At 61.4% G+C, this 20,382-nt stretch carries 8 protein-coding genes and 1 pseudogene; 6 read left to right on the top strand and 3 right to left on the bottom strand.

The genetic code is table 11. The features are described 5' to 3' along the window. The first annotated feature begins 5,296 nt into the window (after positions 1-5,296). Entirely contained in the window at positions 5,297-5,818 is a 522-nt protein-coding gene (locus ACLJPD_RS24370; protein ID WP_410875098.1) for a hypothetical protein, read from the top strand. A gap of 310 nt (positions 5,819-6,128) precedes the next feature. Continuing rightward, a complete protein-coding gene (locus ACLJPD_RS24365; protein ID WP_410875097.1) occupies positions 6,129-7,145 on the top strand; it encodes an HNH endonuclease in 1,017 nt (338 codons plus the stop codon). Between the two features lie 1,616 nt (positions 7,146-8,761). Here the strand turns inward: ACLJPD_RS24365 and ACLJPD_RS24360 are convergent. From ACLJPD_RS24360 to ACLJPD_RS24350, 3 genes and pseudogenes are all read right to left on the bottom strand, one after another. After that, positions 8,762-9,805 carry an IS3 family transposase gene (locus ACLJPD_RS24360; protein ID WP_410875096.1) on the bottom strand — a complete coding sequence of 348 codons (1,044 nt, stop codon included), beginning with the start codon at positions 9,803-9,805 and terminating at the stop codon, positions 8,762-8,764. Further along, positions 9,751-9,921, bottom strand: a pseudogene (locus ACLJPD_RS24355) (transposase); the annotation flags it as partial. The gene ACLJPD_RS24360 and the pseudogene ACLJPD_RS24355, both read right to left, overlap by 55 nt. A 229-nt stretch (positions 9,922-10,150) precedes the next feature. Continuing rightward, positions 10,151-10,768, bottom strand: coding sequence for a hypothetical protein (locus tag ACLJPD_RS24350; RefSeq protein ID WP_410875095.1), 618 nt, complete (start codon positions 10,766-10,768; stop codon positions 10,151-10,153). Positions 10,769-11,174: 406 nt separating this feature from the next. On the opposite strand from ACLJPD_RS24350, the gene ACLJPD_RS24345 reads away from it, so the two are divergent. The 4 genes from ACLJPD_RS24345 to ACLJPD_RS24330 all read left to right on the top strand — a co-directional run bounded on the left by ACLJPD_RS24345 (position 11,175) and on the right by ACLJPD_RS24330 (position 19,994). Further along, positions 11,175-12,185: a hypothetical protein gene (locus ACLJPD_RS24345; RefSeq protein WP_410875094.1), complete on the top strand. Its 1,011-nt coding sequence runs from the start codon at positions 11,175-11,177 to the stop codon at positions 12,183-12,185. After that, positions 12,182-12,811, top strand: coding sequence for a hypothetical protein (locus ACLJPD_RS24340; protein ID WP_410875093.1), 630 nt, complete (start codon positions 12,182-12,184; stop codon positions 12,809-12,811). Before ACLJPD_RS24345 ends, ACLJPD_RS24340 begins: the two co-directional genes overlap by 4 nt. After that, entirely contained in the window at positions 12,798-14,843 is a 2,046-nt protein-coding gene (locus ACLJPD_RS24335) for a hypothetical protein (protein ID WP_410875092.1), read from the top strand. The genes ACLJPD_RS24340 and ACLJPD_RS24335 overlap by 14 nt, the downstream gene beginning before the upstream one ends. A gap of 378 nt (positions 14,844-15,221) precedes the next feature. Then, positions 15,222-19,994, top strand: coding sequence for a hypothetical protein (locus ACLJPD_RS24330; RefSeq protein ID WP_410875091.1), 4,773 nt, complete (start codon positions 15,222-15,224; stop codon positions 19,992-19,994). The last annotated feature ends 388 nt before the right edge of the window (positions 19,995-20,382 follow it).

Here is a 20,382-nt window from a genome sequence, read left to right as displayed (position 1 = left end):
TCCGGCGAGCCCTCGGGGCACGAATCCGCTGGTCATCGTCTTACCGTTCCCCCTAGTAGATGGTCTGACACGTAGTTCATGAGCGTGTCGGACGGAGCGCTCGCACGGGTTCACATTCGGGCTGGTCAGTGGGTACTATTTCGGGACCCTCCCGCATCGCCTTCAGGCACTGCACTTCATTGAGGCAAGCTCCTCCCGGAAGCTCTGAAGGACCCCGCCAAGCCCGCATCGCCTTCAGACACTGCACTTCATTGAGGCGCCACCTAGCCCGAGGAGCACTCCTTGCACATCATCACCCGCAGCGCCTTCGGGCGCTTCTTCATTGGGGCGGGCGGCGGCCGGTCAGTGCGCACACCGCGACGATCCCCGCAGCGCCTTCGAGCGCTGCACTTCATTGAGGCCACCTGATCGACATCGAGGCGCTGATGGTCGGCTGGCCCGCAGCGCCTTCGGGCGCCGCACTTCATAGAAGCTTCCAAGATGGCGCGGACCGCGCCTTCACGTTAAAGTCACCCGCAGCGCCGTCGGGCGCCGCACTTCATAGAGGCCTCGGTCGACCTGGTGATGTGGTGCCGATGCCCGAACCCGCAGCGCATTCGGCGCCGCACTTCATAGAGGCTTGCGGACCTGCACGCCGATGTAGCGGCCCTCGTCCACCCCGCAGCGTCCTCGGGCGCCGCACTTCATTGAGGCCGGCTGGGGGTGCCCGAGTCCGACCAGGACTTGAGAAGCCCGCAGCGACTTCGGGCGCTGCACTTCGATGCGGGCCGCTAACGAGTAATCGGCTGTGCGCGCGAGAGCACGGGATCTGGCTCGGAGTTGTACGACCCGAGCCTATGCGAGAGCTAGCCCACACCGCAAAACCCGGCGAGCCCTCGCGGTACGAAGCCGCTGGTCAACGTCATACCTTGCCCCTGGATGATGGTCCAACACGTAGTTCATGAGCATGTCGGACGGAGCGCTCGCAGGGGTTCACGTTCGTGCTGGTCAGCAGGTAGTGTTTCCGGACCCTCCAGCAGCGCCTTCGGATGCTGCATTTCATTGAGGCGACAACACCGGCACCCTGGTGGGGATCGTGCGGTGCGCCAGCAGCGCCTTCGGGCGCTGCACTTCATTGAGGCACACTTCGTGACGGAATCCATGCCGCGGTTGTCGACGCTGCACTTCATTGGGGCCAGAACGGGTCACCTGCAACGCAGATCATTCCCACACGACCCGCAGCGCCTTCGGGGCCTGCACTTCATTGAGGCGGCGGCGCGATCACCGCGGTCGGGACGCCGTACTTGCGGCCCGCAGCGCTTCAGGCGCCGCACTTCATTGAGGCGTCCACTACTCGGACGGCAAGGATTTCGTCTGGTATCGCCCGCAGCGCCTTCGGGCCTGCACTTCATTGCGGCTCGTCTGTCAGGTCACTGCTGGGGCGTCGGTCAACCCCGCAGCGCTTTCGGGCGCTGCACTTCATTGAGGCCTGCTCGGCCGCGAGGTGTCGATCGAATGGGTGGAGACCCGCAGCACCTTCGGGCGCTGCACATTATTGAGGCTGATCGAGGTCGGTGGTCTCGTAGTCGATCGTGTTGTCCCCGCAGCGCCTTTGGGCGCCGCACTTCATTGAGGCGACCCTGACATGGAGCGGCTGACCACGGCCGCCGCGCCCGCCGCGCCTTCGGGCGCTGCACTTCATTAGGGTGACCACATCGCGCCGCGCGGGTGTTGCCCGCCAGCCACGGGCCGGCAGCGCTTCGGGCGCCGCACTTCATGAGGCAAGCTGACGTGGAATCCTGCCTTCACCCGGACCCGCAGCACCTTCGGGCGCCGCACTTCACTGCGGCTCGTCTGTCAGGTCACTGCTGGGGCGTCGGTCAACCCCGCAGCGCTTTCGGGTGCTGCACTTCATTGAGGCCACTACGTCGCGGTCGTGGGCTACGACGACGAGGGCCGCCCCGCAGCGCCTTCGGGCGCTGCACTTCATTGAGGCCTCGCGCACGGGCACGTCCAGTCCCTCGTCGACACGGTCTCGCATCGCCTTCAGGCGCTGCACTTTCATTGAGGCCTGACGCGGCACACCGAGACCTCCTGACGGCTCCACCCGCAGCGCCTTTGGGCACTGCACTTCATTGAGGTGTGCGGATGCTCGCCGATCGGGAACTGGCCATCGCGGCCCGCAGCGCCTTCGGGCACACGCACTTCATTGAGGCGCCTTGTCGGCCATGAGGTGCACTCGGCGCCCGCTGCGCCTGCAGCGCCTTCGGGTGCTTTGAGGCACCGGTGGGCTCGCGCTCGTGTCCCTGTGGGGCGATCCGTGCAGCACCTTCGGGCGCTGCACTTCTTTGAGGCGACTGGGCTGCTGTCCTGGAATAGATCGAACAGCACACCGCCCGCAGCGCCTTCGGGCGCTGCACTTCATTGAGGCTGCATGTCATCGGCACGGTCCCAGTCCGCACCCCAGACCCGCAGCGCCTTCAGGCGCTGCACTTTATTGAGGCCAGCCAGCCGCGTACGGCGGCATCCCGAAGCCGCCGACCGCCGACTTCGGGGTGTCGACCACAAGAACAGTCCCGCAGCGTATTCGGGCGCCGCACTTCATTGAGGCATCCCGATCAGGGACTCGGTCGGCCCGAACAGCACCCCCGCAGCGCCTTCAAGCGCTGCACTTCATTGAGGCTGGTTTTCGTACCTGATCGAGGCAATGATCTCGGCCCACAGCGCCGTCGGGCGCTGCAGTTCGTTGAGGCAGCGTGACAGCCTCGGCACCGTCCGCGCCGCTCAGCACCTGCAGCGACTTCGGGCGCCGCACTTCATTGAGGCTTCTCGACGAACAGGTCCAGGCGGGCGTGGTGCACCCGCAGCGCCTTCGGACGCTGCACTTCATTGAGGCACGCTTCGTGACGGAATCCTTGGCGCGGTTGTCGACACTCCCGCAGCGCCTTCGGACGCTGCACTTCATTGAGGCAACAAGGTCCGCCAGCTCGGCACCACCGATGGACACGACCCGCAGCGCCTTCGGGAGCTGCATTTCATTTGAGGCGGCGGCGCGATCACCGCGGTCGGGACGCCGTACTTTGCGGCCCGCAGCGCTTCGGGCGCTGCACTTCATGAGGCCTACTTCCCGAAGGCAGCCCGTCATGAGCACATCCGCCCGCAGCGCCTTCTGTCGCTGCTCTTCATTGAGGAAGAGTGCCGACTCCGATCACATTGGCAGGTGACGGAACCCGCGTCGCCTTCGGGCGCCGCATTCATTGAGGCGACATGGCGATCAAGAACCCAGTGCCGGTCGAGGCCCGCAGCGCCTGAAGACGCTGCACTTCATTGAGGCTGGGAAACCGAGTGTGTTGTCGCTACCGCAGCGGTCCCGCAGCGCCTTCAGGCGCTGCACTTCATTTTAGGCGCGCCCGCCAAGGTCAGGCCCTGAATCTTGGTGCACGCCCACAGAGCCGTCCGGCGCTGCACTTCGTTGAGGCCAGCCAGCCGCGTACGGCGGCACCCCGAAACCGCCGACCGCCAACTTCGGGGTGTCGACCACCAGAACAGTCCCGCAGCCCTTCGGGTGCTGCACTTCATCGAGGCAGCGTCTCGGGGTCCGGTGTGGTCAGCGCGTTGTACGCTCGCATCGCCTTCAGGCGCTGGACTTCGTTGAGGCTAGTAGTCCAGGTTCGGCAGCTTTGCGTCGGCTCCGCCCGCAGCGCCTTCAGTCGCTGCACTTCATTGAGGCGTACTCGACGAGTGGCGATACAAGGCGTCGTCGACCCGCAGTGCCTTCGGGCGCCGCACTTCATTAAGGCGCGCTTGTATCCAAGGGCACCCCGCTGACCCGCCGCTAGCAGCACGTTCGGATGCTGCACTTCATTGAGGCCCAGAGATGACCCGCCGCGTCGTGGAGCTGGCGATGGCTCGCATCGCCTTCAGGCGCTGCACTTCATCGAGGCCCCGGCCGCGAGGTGATCCGGCCGCTGCTGCTCGGCCCCGCAGCGCCTTGAGGTGCTGCACTTCATCGAGGCACCCAGGACGCTACCGCGGCCCTGTGCTCGATGGCCCGTCCCGCAGTGCCTTGGGGCGCTGCACTTCATTGAGGCTCGCCGGACTGCTCGGTCGCGGTGGCGGTTACCCACCCGCAGCGCCTCAGTCGCTGCACTTCATTGAGGCCATAACGGCGGCCTCGATGGACACACCAGCGCAGGCCCCCTCAGCGACTTCGGACGCTCCACTTCCTTGAAGCTCGTCGCGTTAATGGATCACGGTCTCGAGCAGGGGCACCCGCAGCGCCTGAGCCCTGCACTTCATTGAGGCTGGGGGGATGGATGGTTATGAGCGCCAAAGTAAACACCACGAGAGCGCGAATCCCGACACCACCGCCGACGCCTCGATGTCTGTCAGCGCGAATTTCGACACCGCTGCCCTAGCTCTGCTCGTCCGGCGCGCTCGCCGTCCGGCGGCGGCAGGCCGCCAATCGCTGCCGATCTGGGCGACCTCCGCGTGCAGGGGCGATTCGGCAGCTCGGCGACCCGCAACGCAACGGCCCTTCCTCCGGTCTGCGTGGTGTCGAAATTCGCGCTGACGATCGGCAGACCAAGATCGCGAAGTGGTGTTCGAGTTCGCGCTCAGGTGGTGTCAGTTTTCGCGCTCATAGCCACGTAGTTCATGAGCGTGTCGGACGGAGCGCTCGCAGGAGTTCACGTTCGTGCTGGTCAGCAGGTATTGTTTCTGGACCCTCCCGCAGCACCTTCGGGCGCTGCACTCCATTGAGGCGTGACGAACTGGCCGTCGTCGATGGGCGGATCGTCTGCCACCTGCAGCACCTTCGGGCGCTGCACTTCATTGAGGCACCGGGTGATCACCCGAATGCACCGCCGTCACAACACCCGCAGCACCTTCGGGCGCTGCACTTCATTGAGGCTCGTAGGGCTCCGGTCATCGGGTCACCTCGGTCAGCCCGCAGCACCTTCGGCGCTGCACTTCATTGAGGCCTGTTCGACTGCCGCCACACGGCCGCCTACCTTGCCCCCAGCACCTTCGGGCGCTGCACTCAACCTCAACCGAAGGCAACCCCATGACCACCCGCAGTGTCTTCGGGCGCTGCACTTCATTCAGGCGAAAGGCATATCCAGTTCGGCGGAACGGAACCTCCAACCCGAATTCGATCACTCGATAGTGGTGGGCTGGGCGGTGATCGACGCGGGAGCAACGTTTGCTGGGGACGTTGAGAGGCCGCGGCAGCTCAAGATCTTTTAGAGCCCAGTTCGTGTCAGCGCTCGTTGGCTTGTCGGCGACGCTGAGCCCCCAACGTCGGTACCGTCATGGGATGACGTCGGTTGCTGGTTGGGTTGCCGCAAACGGGATTGAAGCGGGTGGGGTTGTCGTCGCCGTCGCCAGTGCAGGAATCGCATTGGCGAGCGCGATATTTGCTCGCAAGCAGGCATCATCGGCGGAAGCTTCAGCAACGGCGGCCAAGCAGATGGCATCGATCGATGCTGACCGCCGGCATGAGGAGTTGGCCCCGGATTGGGATGAACCAAGCTTCGACCAGGCGGGCGACCTCGCCTGGGGGATGCGGATACGGTTACGCGCAGGCCGCCTTGATCACCTTGTCGTCGAGCTTAGCGACTCGCCTGGCGTTCGGTTCGATGTCACGCGCGACGCTAGTGCGACGGCCAACCGGATCGAGATCAGCCGGGTGATGACCGAAGGCGATTCGGAGGTCGTGTGGGTTGCATTCGACCCTCCCATCGCGGGCAAGCGGGTGGGTTTCCGGGTTACGTCCTCCCTTCATGGCGTCGCCTGGCGCCCAAGAGCATTGCCAGTGCGCGTTGCCGGGCAGCACTAGCCACCTCGATCGGAGGTCCGACGAGGGGACTAGTCGATGTCGTCGGCGCGGAGCCGGTCGACGCGGCGCATGACGAAGGTAGCGAGCGACCACAGCACTCGATGGCGGTCGGGATGGTTGACGCGCGTCGCCGTTGGCCTGCGGGCCTTATCGACACATGTCGGCTGCTACTGCCGGCGACGTAGGTGAAACGCGTACCACTGCACACTCCGCCAGGACCAGCCAGAAGACGAGCGAAAGGTGCGAAACGTACTGTCTCCCCATGCGCATGGCCAGATACCAGCCAGACAGTGACAACTCAGTTCTCCGTATGGCCATCTACGAAGCTTGGGGTTCGAAGTGCTATCTCTGTACCCAGCCAAAGGACTACAACGACATCGAGGTCGACCACATTCTGCCCAAGACCGCCAGCCTAGAGCAGTTGAACGAACTCGCAACGCAATTAGCCTCTCCTGAAGGTGCCAGCTACGACGTGCACGACCCTTACAACCTGGCACCAATCTGCGGACCCTGCAATACCAGAAAGCGCGACATCGACCTAACGCGCACTGGCATCTTCGCCACCTACCTCCATCTGGCCCAAGAGCGTCGCGCTCGAATTGTGCGTAGCGTCGAATCCTTTGCTACGGCAGGAAAAGTCAGCAGGTCACTTCTCGTCGCATTGGAGGCAAACATTCGAGATCCAGCAGCAAGGAAGGCACTCGACCGCCACGGGCCATCACTCATACAGAAGCTGGCTCTCATGGATCCAGCGGCGGCCGAAGGCTACGTGATCCATAGGGAGCTAGCGTTCGAGTACCGGGAGATCTGCTGCCGTGTTCACATATTGCTCGACAACGTCGCAAGACGGGCCATTCAGGTGCTCGAAGATGTGGCTGGCGCAAGGCTGGATTTAGTGCTGGATGACCCGATGCGGGACCTCGAAGACCAACTTGTTGAGCAGATGATGGAAACCCTGCACGAGTACATGGAGATCGATGCACCGCAACGCAGCGATCTGCGAGGAAGGATCGACGTTGGGATCGACTCGGTCGTCCTGGACAGGCAAGGAACGCTGTTCGAATTCCGTTTCCGTGGCAACTATGAAATAGACGTGTCGGCTCCGATCAAGGCTACGAGCGTGGATGAGAGTCACATACAGCGTGCTGACGTAGATGCTCGTTGCGACGGCACGGTGCTTTTCGCTGTGTGGTGGAACCCCGCGAAGGACCGAGAACTTGAATCCAGCGACTGCACAATTTCGATCTCATACGATAACTACGAGATCGAGGGTTTCGACCAAACGGGCAGCTGGTTCAGGGCGACATTCGGGACGGACGACGGCTAAGACTACAGCGCCATCTATGTTTGAGTGAACGAACCGGATCAATAGGAAATCCAAAACGCCACCTCAGCAATAGTTAGCTCAGCCCGAGCTATCCAACTGTGCCCACGTCGTCGAGTTCGGGCCGACCAGACGGGGGAACTGACGGGTCTGTGCAGTGGCCCGCAGCTTGAGGACGTCGCCTGGTCCCCAATGGCGTTGCATTTGCAAATCAACGAGGGGCCAGCGCCTCGGTTGGCGCGGCTGGACGCGCACCCTAGTCGATGTCGATGGGGCGTGGATTAGGTCGGCGCGGCGCAGGGTAAACGATCGTGGTTTGAATGCACCGTGTCGACGGCGATACCCCCTCTTCATCGTGCCGACCACCAGTCGCGATCGGCCGATTGAGACACGCGCCCCGACGTTGCACATCAGCGTCACCCTAGCGCGCCCGTCGTCGGATGGAGGAGCTGGAGCAGCACTCATGGTTGCCATAGGGTTGCCCGCCTCTCGGGGAGTGATACGTATCACATCATCGAGAGGTAGTTTTTCTCTCTATGCAGGCGGATATGCTGGCGCTTAATCCGGGAATCCTGAAGAACGATCAGGAACGTCCGGGCAGCGCCGCTACGGAAAAAACGCTGACAGAAGGCACGTGCAGGCACCCTCGGGAACACGGAGAATGGCTCACTCCCGATCAGCGGGTTTGGGGTTCAAGCAGCCTCCGACAATGAACACCCGCTCCCTCAACCTAGGGCGAAGTCGGCTTCGACCACCAATCAGCCCGAACATATTCCCAGGTCATCTGCGTTCCCATCTTCGATTGGCCTCGCCGAAAGCGCGGATCTGCGACGTGATCTCGATCGCATCGTGGGGTTCTGTCGCATTGAGCCTGCGGCTCCGCCGGGCAATCTAGGACGCTTGGAAACCGCACACCACCCAATTACTCAGGTGCGGCATGGTTTGCTGGCTAACCGTCGTGGCTTGTCATCAAACCCGTCATTTAATGGCTGACGTCAACCAACGCCACTCACACGCCTCAACGCAAGTAACCGATGTCACAACGGCAACCCAGCCATATCTCCGGCGTATCCACTGTTCAGCGGCTTACTGAACCAACAACGCCCGACGCTGCCAACGTTGACAACGACATCCGTCGCACGCTAGCCCCGCGTGAGTACATGGAGTTACTCATGTACTCACGTTATTAGCCTAGACCGTCGTGGCTCGGGACCCTGACGATCCAGCCAACGACAATGTCGGGGCGTCAAGGCAGAATCTCAACTGTGCCGACGATCAACAATCTCCCATCCCGGCCAACGGGCTACCAGCTTCCATCGCCGGTGTTTCTACGATTTTTCTACGATTTTCAGACGGGTTTGCACAGGAGATTCCGGGAAGCGGTGGGTAGCTTCGGGGCCACCAGATAGTCATCTACCTGCGGAAACAGGGAAATCCTGGGAAGAGTCGGGAACCTGCGGAAACGCTGTGCCGACTTCATGACCTATCAAGCCTTGTCACGCTCAGAGACGCTCGGAACCCGATCCATGCCCGTGTTGGCGGCAGATAAGAAGTAGGGGCTGCTGCAGGGCTAGGTGACAACCTGACCTGCCCCACCAGTTAGGTTCCAGTCGCGGTGGCTAACTGACAGCGCGGATGGGGTCGTTGCCGAAGGATAGTTCGTACTCGATCGGCGTGGAATACCCGAGCGCGGAGTGGCGGCGTTGGCGGTTGTGGAAGATCTCGATGTAGTCGAAGATCGCGTTGGCGAGCTCGATCCGGGTCTTCCACTTCTTTCGGTTGAGCAGCTCGATCTGCATGGAGCCCCAGAAGCTTTCCATCATCGCGTTATCGAGCCGATCTCCGACGGTGCCGAACGAAGGCAGCAGCCCCGCGGAACGGATTTTCTCCCCGAAAACCCATGAGGTGAGCTGGGTCCCGTGGTCGGCATGCACGATTCCGCCTGTGTCGGGACGTCGGTTGCGGATGGCCATGTCCAAGGCGTTCACGACCAAGGTCGCGTCCTGCTTGGAATCGATCGACCAACCCACGATCCGACGGCTGAATGCGTCGAGAACGGCAGCGCAGTAGACCCACCCTTCTCGCGTTCTGTGTTGCGTTATGTCGGTGACCCACAACTCATTTGGCGCCAGTCGGTGGAACTTGCGGTTGACCAGATCGTGGGCTGTTACGACACCGCGAAGGCGCTTGACCCGCGCTGGTCCGGGCAGCCCGTAGATGCCGGCCAACGTCATGAGGACCGACACCGTTCGCGTGCAGACGGTCACGTTCATGGCGAGGGTGAGTTCGGCGTGGATCCTGCGGTATCCGTAGGTGCCGCGTGATGCCACGTGGACTTCGCGGATCAGCCCGGTCAGCCACTGGCGCCGCAGCTGGGTGGGCGTGGTCGGGGTCCGTTTGTGCTTGTAGTAGTTCTGGCGAGTGATTCCCAGAATTCGGCAGCATCGGTCCACGGGTGCCCCGGCAACGACGAGAGCGTCGACTACCGGGTAGATCCTTTTGGGAGCGGCTTGTCCTCGCCGAGGAACTTCGCGGCCTGGCGGATGATCGCCAACTCGCTTTCGAGTTCGGCGATCCGCCGTCGCGCGGTCCGCAGTTGCACGGACTCGGTCGAGGACGTGCCTGGACGCACGCCGCAATCGATCTCGTCTTGGCGGACCCATTTCGACAGCGTCACTGGATGAATGCCTAGCTCGACGGCGGTCTGCTTGGCTTGCTTGCCTGCACGGACCAGAGCGATCGCGCGGGCACGGAACTCGGCAGGATAGGGACGGGGCACGGTGTTCAGCCTTTCGTACAGGCTGTCAGTTAGCCACCGGAAGTGGAACCCGAAGGGTGGGGCAGGTCAAAGTGGAACCCGAAGGGTGGGGCAGGTCAAGGTGTATCGGCGTCCGTCATCGGTTCCCTTCGAGCATGGACCCTGGTCTGTGCAACCGCGGGCGCTCGTCGGCCATCGACCGCACTGGAATCCAGCTAGCGCTGACTCGATCGGCGGTCGGATAGAGCCGTCATTGGTGCGACCAGCCGTTCCCGAGGGGTTTCAGGTTTCGCCGATTGTTGCGTTCCCACGCCGCGGTATTGGGGTCGTCGGCAAAGCGATGGCCGTCTGCGTACACGGTCACCGATAGCTGATGCGCGCGCACGAGCGCCTTGATCGCACTATCGAGACCAGAACGATCGAGGATGTGGAACGTCACCGGCCCAATGGTCAACGCGACGAAGCTGATCGTGCGCCGCATCCCCTCGTGGTACATCCGCTCCACCGACGCAGCCCCGATCGGTGTGTGCGTCCAGGTGATCGCGGCCAAGACCGCGACATCGGAGATCGGCTCCTCCACCACCGGCATCCGCACCCGCTCGACCACACCAACCATCGCCTGACGCGCCAACCCGAACAACCCCAACATCCGCTGAACCTGCTCGGCCGCAGTGAAAGTCATCGCTACTCGACCCCAGCGGACCACGATCCGCGCCTCACTATCACCGGCCCCAACGACATCGAGCATGACCTGTTGTTCTCCGGCCAACACCGCGGTGACAGTCGTGACCACACCGGCTTGACGGTCCAACGGTGGCCGACGTAACCGACCGACCGGTGTGATGACGGGTGATTGCGTGGTGCTCATGGTTGGGTTCCGTTCTGGTCGGTGGAATCGGAAGAGCGCGGGTAGCACCTGCCGACAGATCGTCGGGTGCAGCAGATGTGCATTACCAGGCCTCGGGAGTGGCGCATCGAGCACAGCGGGGCGCAGAAGCCCGTCCAGTGCTGGGGCCATCCGTCGGAGCGTTCAGGAACATCGGTCAGGTGGATTTCAAGCCCGCTGCCTGGCGTCGGACGAGATCCGCACAATCTGACTGAGCAGCCCATGTTCTCTAGAGAACATGGGCTGCTACCGGACAGAAATCAGGCGAAACCGGCGGTGCTGCAACCGGTTGATGTTGGATGAAGCGCCTGTGGGCGTCCCGGCCGCGCTGCATCAGAAGTCGCCCGAATCCCGCCCTCGTCGAATATGGTTACGCCATGCACGTGGGGTGGTGGTGTCTGTGATTCCGACGTCAGACGTGTTGTTCCGTCGACTTGAGTTCAATGCCGGAACGGTGGCAGGTGCTCGTGTGGTCTTCCAGACCCTAGTGACCGACCTGATCGCGCTTCGTTACCTAGCGGCCAACGAAGTGAGTGGGCCCGGCGGAGGAGACTGGGGCATCGATACCTACGTCGGTCGCCTTGACCAGTCGGTCGTGGTCTGGCAGTCGAAGTTCTTTCTCTCCTGGACCGGTGAAGATCAACGCCAGCAAGTTCGAGATTCATTTAAGCAGGTGAATCAGAAAGCCAGGGCTGAAGGGTTCGACCTAGACGCCTGGACACTTTGCGTCCCTTGCATTCTTTCGCCCGCCGAACAAAAATGGTGGGACGGTTGGGTGGCTCGCCAGCGCCGTGAAAACAAGGTGAAAATTACCTTGTGGAATGGATTAGAACTACGTCGGCAGCTCATGCAACCTGACGCTGAAATCCTCTACAAGCGGTACTTTGTCGATGGAGTGACGTCACCTGCATCCCTCTCAGTTTTGACGCCCGATGACGTCAGCGGATTCAACGACGCGCTTTTCGTCCGTCAGCTAGAGGAAGCTGGCATGCTTGAAACGGATGCAGCACGAGGGTTGTTCTTTGCAGCTGAGGCATTGGCTCGGGACTTGGCATCAGGAGGCAACCTAGCTGGTATTGCTGCATTAAGAGAGCTACACCTTGAGGTACATGCGTTATGGGAGACAGAGTACAACGCCCGTATTTCCGATGCCGACGCAAATGGCCGCCTGCCCCGGCTAGTTGAAGACGTGCTGCTGGCCGCAGCAGGATGCGACGATCCGGAGGAGCTCCGGCTCAGGCCAGCGCATCGAAAGGGCATTGTGCATCGTCTCGTGGAAGACTCGCGCGCCGGATGGGTGCGGCATTGGCGAGACATCGCAGGGTCTCACCGAGGACGAGCCGCGAGTGAGGTCGCCAGCGAACTCTTGGCCGGGACGGTGGACGGAGGCGGATCGTGACCAAACCCACGCGAGATATGTATCTTCAGGATGGCTCGCATCGGCTGTCCGCGGCGGTACCTGGCGGGCCCGAAGACTCGCAGGTGTTCCGCCTTGCACAACTGACATTGCTACTTGAGACGGCCCAGGCCGAACGGGCACCTGTCAGTACTATTGATCGACTGGGGTTCTACGACTTCTTCTCAGCGAATCCGTTTGTTGTAACTGCAGGCGAGGACGATCGTGACGCTTCTGACCGACTCGCTTTGCGGTTAGCCGGATTTAGTGACCGTCAGCTGTCATACGTGTCGACAGGTCAACGATTTGTCAGCCGGCGTCGAAGACTCCAGCACGACCTCGCCCGACTAGTTGCGTATGGGCTGGTTCGCATCGATTCGCAGGGTTACCGACTGACCGAATCGGGTAGCGATTTGGCCGCCGGACTGACTTCTATCTATGCGGAAGCGTATCGAGAGGCTGCGGGAGTGGTGCTGCGTCGATTGAAACGACTGTCAGACCGGCAGTTGACCCTGCACGCAGAAGGCTGGTTGGGCAGGTCGTGGTTGTTGATCGATCTTTTCGATGACGTCGCAGAGGCCACACCGCGTACAGCACAGAATCGAGGAAGAAGCCATGGCCGCCAGTGATCCAAATCGAGGTATCCGGCTGGCCGAACTGCGGCTCGGTGGCCTCGCTGCGACTAGCCGCTCCTATCACGTCGACTTTCGAAACGATGACCGCGACTCGTGGCGTCCGCTGTCGGTCATTGCGGGACCGAGTCAGACGGGAAAGACATCCGTCATAGATTTTGTCCGGTACTGCTTGGGGGACAACGAACATCCGCAACATCCCGAAGTGCTCGTAGCTGTGCGCTCGGCACTCTTGGAAGCGAACCTCGCGGGCACTCCGGCAACCATCGAGCGAGCTGCCACTGGCCCTGCGGCGAAATTTGTGTCGGTCTGGCAAGCTCCATTCGATCGCCTCCACAATTCGTCCGAACAGCGTCTACCAATCGAACCCACCTCGGATCCGCGCGGGTTGTCCCAATTTATCTTGGCAGCATGTGGTTTGGACAACATTGAACTTCCGACGTCCCCAAAGAAATCAGAGTCGACCACCCAGATGCTTAGCATCCGTGACTTGTTTCGCGTCATGTGGCTGCCGAACGAGCGGTTGGACAGCAAGAACCTACTTTTCGAGCACTCGAACTTCGTTGTGCGCCAGAAGCTTCAGCAGACAATCGATGTCATGTTTGATGTCCACGACGCTGATGGCAACGATCTTGCGTCGCGGCTGAAGGTCGCGGCAGATGCGGCCCGTGAAGCTGACCGGGCCGCGAGTTCTCTTCGCGCCATAGTTCAGGAGGAGCATCCCCTAGGGTCGCTGGTGCTCGACACTGATCGAGAACGAGCAAAAATGGAAGCGCAGACGATAAGCGCCCAATTTGCCCAACTCGACAGCGATTACACAACGCGAGGAGACGGCATAACCGAACTCCGTCAACGCTTGGCCTCGGCACAGACCGCCGCACGTGATGCAGCTGTGCGTGTTAGAAATCGCGAGAGCCTGGTCGAGAGATTGGCAGCTCTTAGGGGCCAGTACGCTGACGACAAGAAGAAGCTGACTTTCCTCAAAGAGGCGGAGCGTCTTTTCGACCCCCTACGGGTCAGCGTCTGTCCTGCGTGCTTATCCCAATTGGAGGCCAGTCCTGTCATCGTCAACGGGGCATGCAGCCTCTGCGGGCATGAACTACCGGGAGAAGGCGGTGCGCATGCATCGCACAGTGCAGAAGCGGAGCACGCGCACGTCGACGGTGATGCGGGCGCGACGAACCAGGGAGCAACTGCGGTACTTGAGGCGGAGCTCAAGGCAACGAATCGTCGCCTGGATGAATTGAACGACTATTGGAATCGATTGTACGAGGATCTAACTGCGCTTCGATCGGCTCAGGAAAAGGCAGACCGTGCAGTAGTGGCAGCGTCAACTGCAGTCGACAGAGTAGTTAACACGCCAGCGCCCTACCTTGCGGTTCGTGATGATCTTGCCCGCCGACACGCGAACGCACAGCTTCGAGAGCAGGAAGCGGCTGCGGGACTGCGTTTGTGGGAACGGGTTCGCCAAGCCGAAGAGGTGGCAGAACGCCTTGCGGGGCAAGCTGCGCGTCTAAGAGCCGAACGTAGCGCTACGGTCGCTCGTCCTGATCGAGCTGCCGTTGTACGCCAGCTATCTGCTCGCTTCGGTGAAATCCTTGCAGCAATCGGCTACCCGAAACTCAGCGAGCCTAGGCTTGATGACCGGCTGACCCCTTACGTCCGGGGGCTTCCATATACATCGGCAAGTAGCGGCGGGTTGGTTTTGATAAGCCTGGCGTGGTACCTGACTCTGTGGGAAGTGTCCTATGAAACGGGCGCCCGTGCACCCGGTCTGCTTATTATCGACAGCCCACAAAAAAACCTTGGTCACGGAGCCCATCCAGATGACCCCGATTTCGCTGATACACGCCTGGTGGAGAACTTTTACCGGCATGTCAAAGAATGGCTTGCAGGACCGGGCGCAGGCGCACAGTTGGTCGTTGTAGACAACAGCCCGCCAGAGCTTGTTGCCCCAGACATCGTAGTGCGCTACTCCCGCAATCACGCCGTACCTCCATACGGTCTTATTGACGACGCCACTGACTGACGGTGCAACAAAGCCATCGCTGAGAGCGAGGAAGGCGCCTGTCCGTTGTTCGCCGTCGCTGTGACGGGAGTCAGCCTGCAACTCCGGAGGTCGGCGATCAATTCGACCGACAAGCCACCATCATCGAACTTCCTCCACATCCGGGTGGGTGGATGCCAGTGTCGACAGCCGCGCTTTCACCGACGTGGGACAGCCATCCAACCATGTCCATCAACGTGTGGGGCCCGGCGTTGGGCAGGGTCGGTCCGGCAGCCGAATGCGTGGTTTCGACCCACGACAGTCAACTAGTATGTATGTTCTCCCACGGTGGGGAGTCCGGCCGTGAGGGCGTTGTCAGAGTACATGCAGAGGTGTGGAATGCCGGAAAGGTGTGAGCACTTGACAGGCAATGACGCGGATACAGCCAGCACGCTTTCGTCTGGAGCCGATGCCTCGGCGGCCGCAGGAGCCACGACTGCGGGCGGCGGACTGGGAGCAAAACTAGCCGATATCTACGAGGGTTATTGGACCGTACTGCGCGGTGTCCTACCGGTACTCAACGGTACCTTCTCGACATTGCGTGTAGAGCCTCCCGGCGAAGACTCAATCGAATTCAAACTGTTCAGCTCTGCTTCGGATGGACCTATTGAGGGGCATCAATGCAAGCGGTCCCGTAAAACAACATGGACTCTTGGCGCATTGCGGAGTGTTGGCTTCCTGGCCGGGCTTCAGAGAATGACCGACGGTGGATGGCGTGCCGTTTTTGTCTCTGAGCAGGTTTCCGTCCTGGGAAGCTTAGCGGAGAAGGCAAAACGCGTCGCTGGTGGCGAGTTTCTTCGCGACCTAAACAAGAAGGAGCGGACGGCATTCGACGAACTGTGTCTCGAATGGGGGCTCGGCGAGGAAGCGTTGCATGAACGGCTTCGCCTGATGTCCTTCAACGTCGTCGGGCACGAGGCTTTGAAGCGAATCACAATGGAGCTGCTGCCCTACGTGATGGAAGGTGACGCCGGTGTCGCGGTATCGGTTCTGTGGCAGCGCCTGAAGGAAACAGCACCGGTCGAATTAGATTCGGTAGCATTGTGGGATCTATTGAAGGCGGCAGGCCATGGGCCGCGGGGTGGGGACCCGATCGATCTAGCCGGGCGACTGTCCGAACTTGCCGATGCATATATCCGTCACGCAGAATTGGAGCGACCGCAGTCGCTGGCCGAAATCCCGCGCCAGCAGGCCGCCGAGATCATCGAAGTCGTGACCGGAGCCGACCGACCGTCTGCGATCATGCTGACCGGTACGCCGGGCAGTGGAAAGTCCAATGTGTTGGCGCAAGTCGTGTCCGGCCTCCGCGACAGGGGCGTGGTTGTGGGCGTTATGCGGCTGGACGACGCGGCACCCGTCTCGACTGCTGAGGCACTGGGCAGACAAGAGGGCATCGGGTTCGGTGGCTCACCGGTTGCTGTCGTCTCACGCGCGAAAGCGGACAGGGTTGGCGTCCTCGTTGTCGACCAGGTCGACACGATGTCGAGGCTGTCCGGCCGGGGTGACAAAATTCGACGGGCAGTCGCTGAGATGCTCGAAAACCTGCGCGCCAGTGGTGATCTGACGCTGATCATGGGTTGCAGAATCGAGGATCTCACATTTGACGCCGACTTGCGCCGGTTGGTCGGAATGGATGGTTCCGGCAGCGCCGAACAACCACGACAGTTCCAACTGTCGGAGCTGACTATGGCAGAGGTAGATTCGGCGTTCCATCGCATCGGACTCGACGTATCCTCGGCTGCCCCGAAGCTACTGGAGCTGCTCCGAAGCCCCCTGAACCTCGGCCTGTTCATAAAGATCTTCGAAGGTAGCTCCGAGAGCGACCGGGACTCGCTGATGGCGACGCGGTCGCGGATGAATCTGCTCGACCGCTTCCACCAGTGGAAAGGCGACAGATGCCGAGAGAAGCTGGGCAACAATGGTTTTGCTGAAATCACCCTAGATATCGCGACGAGAATGCATAAGGGCGGTGTTCTGTCACTGCCGCTGAACCAACTGGCGCCCGTACGTGACTCGGTTGATACGCTGATCCATCACGGAGTACTCGTCCGCGATCAGGGACGGATACGGTTCTTTCACGAGACCTACTACGAATACCTCGCGGCACTGACCATCCTCAATGACGGACGGAACGCTGCGGACGTACTGTCCGAAGCTACACAGTTGCTCTCCCGGCGCGGACTCGTACGTGCAATTCTCGCGCTCGAACGCGACGACCCTCCGAGATATCGCGAGGATTTGGCACAAGTCCTGGCGCGTAGCAATCGTTCTCACGTTCGCGGTGCTGTACTTTCTTTCCTCAGCACGCAAAGCGAGGTTGATGTTGAGGAAATCGAAATCCTCTTGTCCATCGCGGCCGACGAGACGGACCCAATGCGAAATCAGGTGATACGGACCCTTGCAACCAAGCCACTGGCCGAAGCCATGGCAGACCAGGGCATGCTCAATGTCGTATGCGAGATCTACTGCGGAATGAACCGACCAGGGGGCGACAACCGAGTCCGCGCAGCCTTCCGGAAGTTCTCCTCTCAAGAGTTGCTCTACCTGGTGGTCGAGGCCGCCCGGTTTCGCCCGGATCGCGCAGCACAAGCAGCCCTGCCGATCACACAAATGACCGATCGGGGCGACGAGTGGGTTGATGCATTGACCCGCCTCACTGATCTCGCCGGCGTCGGGGGCGGCACAGGGACAGGAAACGATCTCCTGCAACTGTTTCGAAGAGTAACCGCTGCCGCCTGCAGTTTTGAGTGCGGTGGCGACAGGCAGAATAGGCAATCAGACGAAGCGCCGGCCGCACTCGATCAATGGCTGTCCAACTCCAGCGCGGTGTATGCCGTCGACAACTTCATCGACAGGTTCCCAGCCGTCGCCGCTGACGCGGTCACAGTTTGGCTCGACGCGGCACGGCGCATTAGCGACCACTTCGGCATACAGCAGTCAGTCCTCAACCGTGGCTCACGGGCCAGTTACCAGCGCGGCGGCCCGAACTTGCGAAAGTGTGCCGAGCAAACACCATTACGCTACGTGCAACAGCTGTCGAACTTCGTGCTCGATGACTACCGTCGCATTGCCACCGGGCCCGGCTGGACACCCAGCGAGTCCACCATCGACCCGGCAGAAGGCCTGCGACGGGATGTACGGCTGTTCGCCACAGCAGATTCGCTGGAGAGCCAAGCCGACCACGCCATCCGAACCGCAGTCGCCGCCGCCGCGCGCAGCAATCCGGATCTGCTGGCACCGATTCTGGACCGCTTCGCCGACTTGGACACCTTCGCAGCCCACCGGCTGCTGGCGGTCGCGTACAGCAACGCCACCGGCACCCTCATCGATGACGCCGCAAGGTGGATCGCCAATCCTCGCGTGCGTGGTTTCCCCGAAGGAGCCACACCTGGATGGGCATGGGGGTCAGTAGTCGGGCGTGTTGCTAACGCTGGCAGCGACGAGCAACGTGACCGCGCAATCGCCCTCGTGGCCGATGCGTACAGCATTCACGACGATCACAGTGACCCAACAGCGGTCGATACAGGAACGCGCCTGACCGATGAAGAGCATGTAGTGCTGTCGCTGCTGCGCCGCCTGACTGGTGATCAGATGCCGGAGGTATTTGGTCACCGATTGGATGCCCTCGACGCGGTGGTGGGTGAGGCTGAGAACGAACCCGTGCCGCTGTTCAGAGTCGGTTCCTTTCGACAGGCCGAGGTCTCGATTCCTACCGAACACGATGATTCGGACTGGCTAGCCGTGGTAGCAGCCTGGCCCGACACTCTGACTAACGAGGAACGAGCGGACGCGACGAAGCGCGTACTACGCGCTGCGGCAGAACAAACTCCTGCCCGGTTCGCTCGTCTGCTAATCGACTTCCCTGCATCCGCGCCCGCGACAGCGGTGATCGCTGTCATCGCTGGTATTACAACCGCACTGGAAGCTCGTCCGCAGACCGACGAGCTCCGGCAGGGGGCGAACATTGTTCGGGTTTACGATGCAATCCGCAACGCATTCGGCCGGCCACACGATCCAGATCTCGACATGGCGATCGCGAGATGTATTCATCATCTTGCAGACCAACCGGACCTGCCCGAGGACATCGTCCTAATCCCGACCCAGATATGCGATCTCGGCCGTAACCGGACAGACGGCGAGGTCTCACATGATCACCTCATCGGTCAGGCCTACAGTCAGCCGCGGGGTGTCGCGCTCAATACCATTGCGGCTCTTCTCGCTCCATCAGTTACGCGCGTCGAGCGGCTGGCTATTGTCAGACCACTTCTGGAACAAGTAACAACAGACCCGTCCGAGGCCGTACGGATACTCGTGCCGCAAGCGCTGACGATAGTATGGGCGGAATCGCCTGAACTCGTTGTCGCGCTAGCCGAAAGATGGCTTGCTACAGCAACTTCCGCCGTGTTCGAAGCCCCGCGCCTTTCCGGGTTGATGTGGCTTATGAGAGAGCAATACCCAGAGTTGACGGCGGCCTTCCTGCGGAAAATGGCTACATCACCAGCCGCCCACGCGCGCGACAATGCGGCCCGAATTGCTACGATGCTCGCCGTCGATAACGTCGACCTGCCAGGGTTCGACTCCGGCCTGCTCGAAGAATTCCTTTCCGAGACCGATACCAGAGCCGCCGTTGCAGACTTCCTGACCCAGTTGGTGAGCAGCCTGCCGCCCTATGACGTCGACGAGCCAGATACATCTCCTGGCCAAGGACTGCTACTCAGGTTGATGAACGACGAGTCAAAGGAGGTGCGCGACAATACCACGGCGGTGGTCCAATACATGGAGGGCCCACTGCCGGCATACACCGACCTGCTCGAAAAAATCCGGGGTACGAAAATGTTCAACGAGGCACCCGCGTCGGTGCTCGCCGGGCTCAGCCGCCGATTGGGGGAGCTACCGGACATTGTTGTGGCGCTGTGTGAGGACTGGCTCGAACACTGGAGTACCGTCGCCGGTGACATCAGCACACACGCCGCGGCAGAAGCCTACGAAGTCACCAATATCGTCCTGGCCACCTACAACGCAGCATCATCGAAGGCAATGATTGACCGGTGTCTCGATATTATCGACTGCCTCGTCGAGAACGGTGCTGGCGGAGCCAACCTCAAGGCAGATGAAATCGCGGGCCCGTTCTGAAGGGCTTGCTGACGGCGACGTGGATCCTCAAGTCCCTCATCCGCGGCCAGAAACGGTGGTGAACGAGATCAATTGGTTCTGTCCATCGCCGACATCATATTATGCCGCTGGGCGCGCGCTCACGAACGTCCGCATCTGCTGATGATCGCGCGGCACTACCGTGTCGACAGCCGGGGAATGCTGTGGGCGGCGGTGTGCGGTCGTGCGTGGCTCACCAAGACAAACTTCATCCGCAGCGGGTGAGCTACACCGGGCTGATTCCCTTCTAGGGTCGCGTCAGGATGGGTCCGCAGCGGGTTGGCCTCAGGTTTGAGGAAAGACTCGGATGTGGAGGACGGTTCGGGAACACAGCAGATGGTCCGCGGGGGCGCGTTCGAGAGGGGCTCGC

It is taken from the genome of Nocardia sp. A7, assembly GCF_046549215.1.
Classification (GTDB): domain Bacteria; phylum Actinomycetota; class Actinomycetes; order Mycobacteriales; family Mycobacteriaceae; genus Nocardia.
The sequence above is the reverse complement of the archived record's forward strand: the minus strand, read 5'-3'. Positions and strand labels throughout refer to the sequence as shown.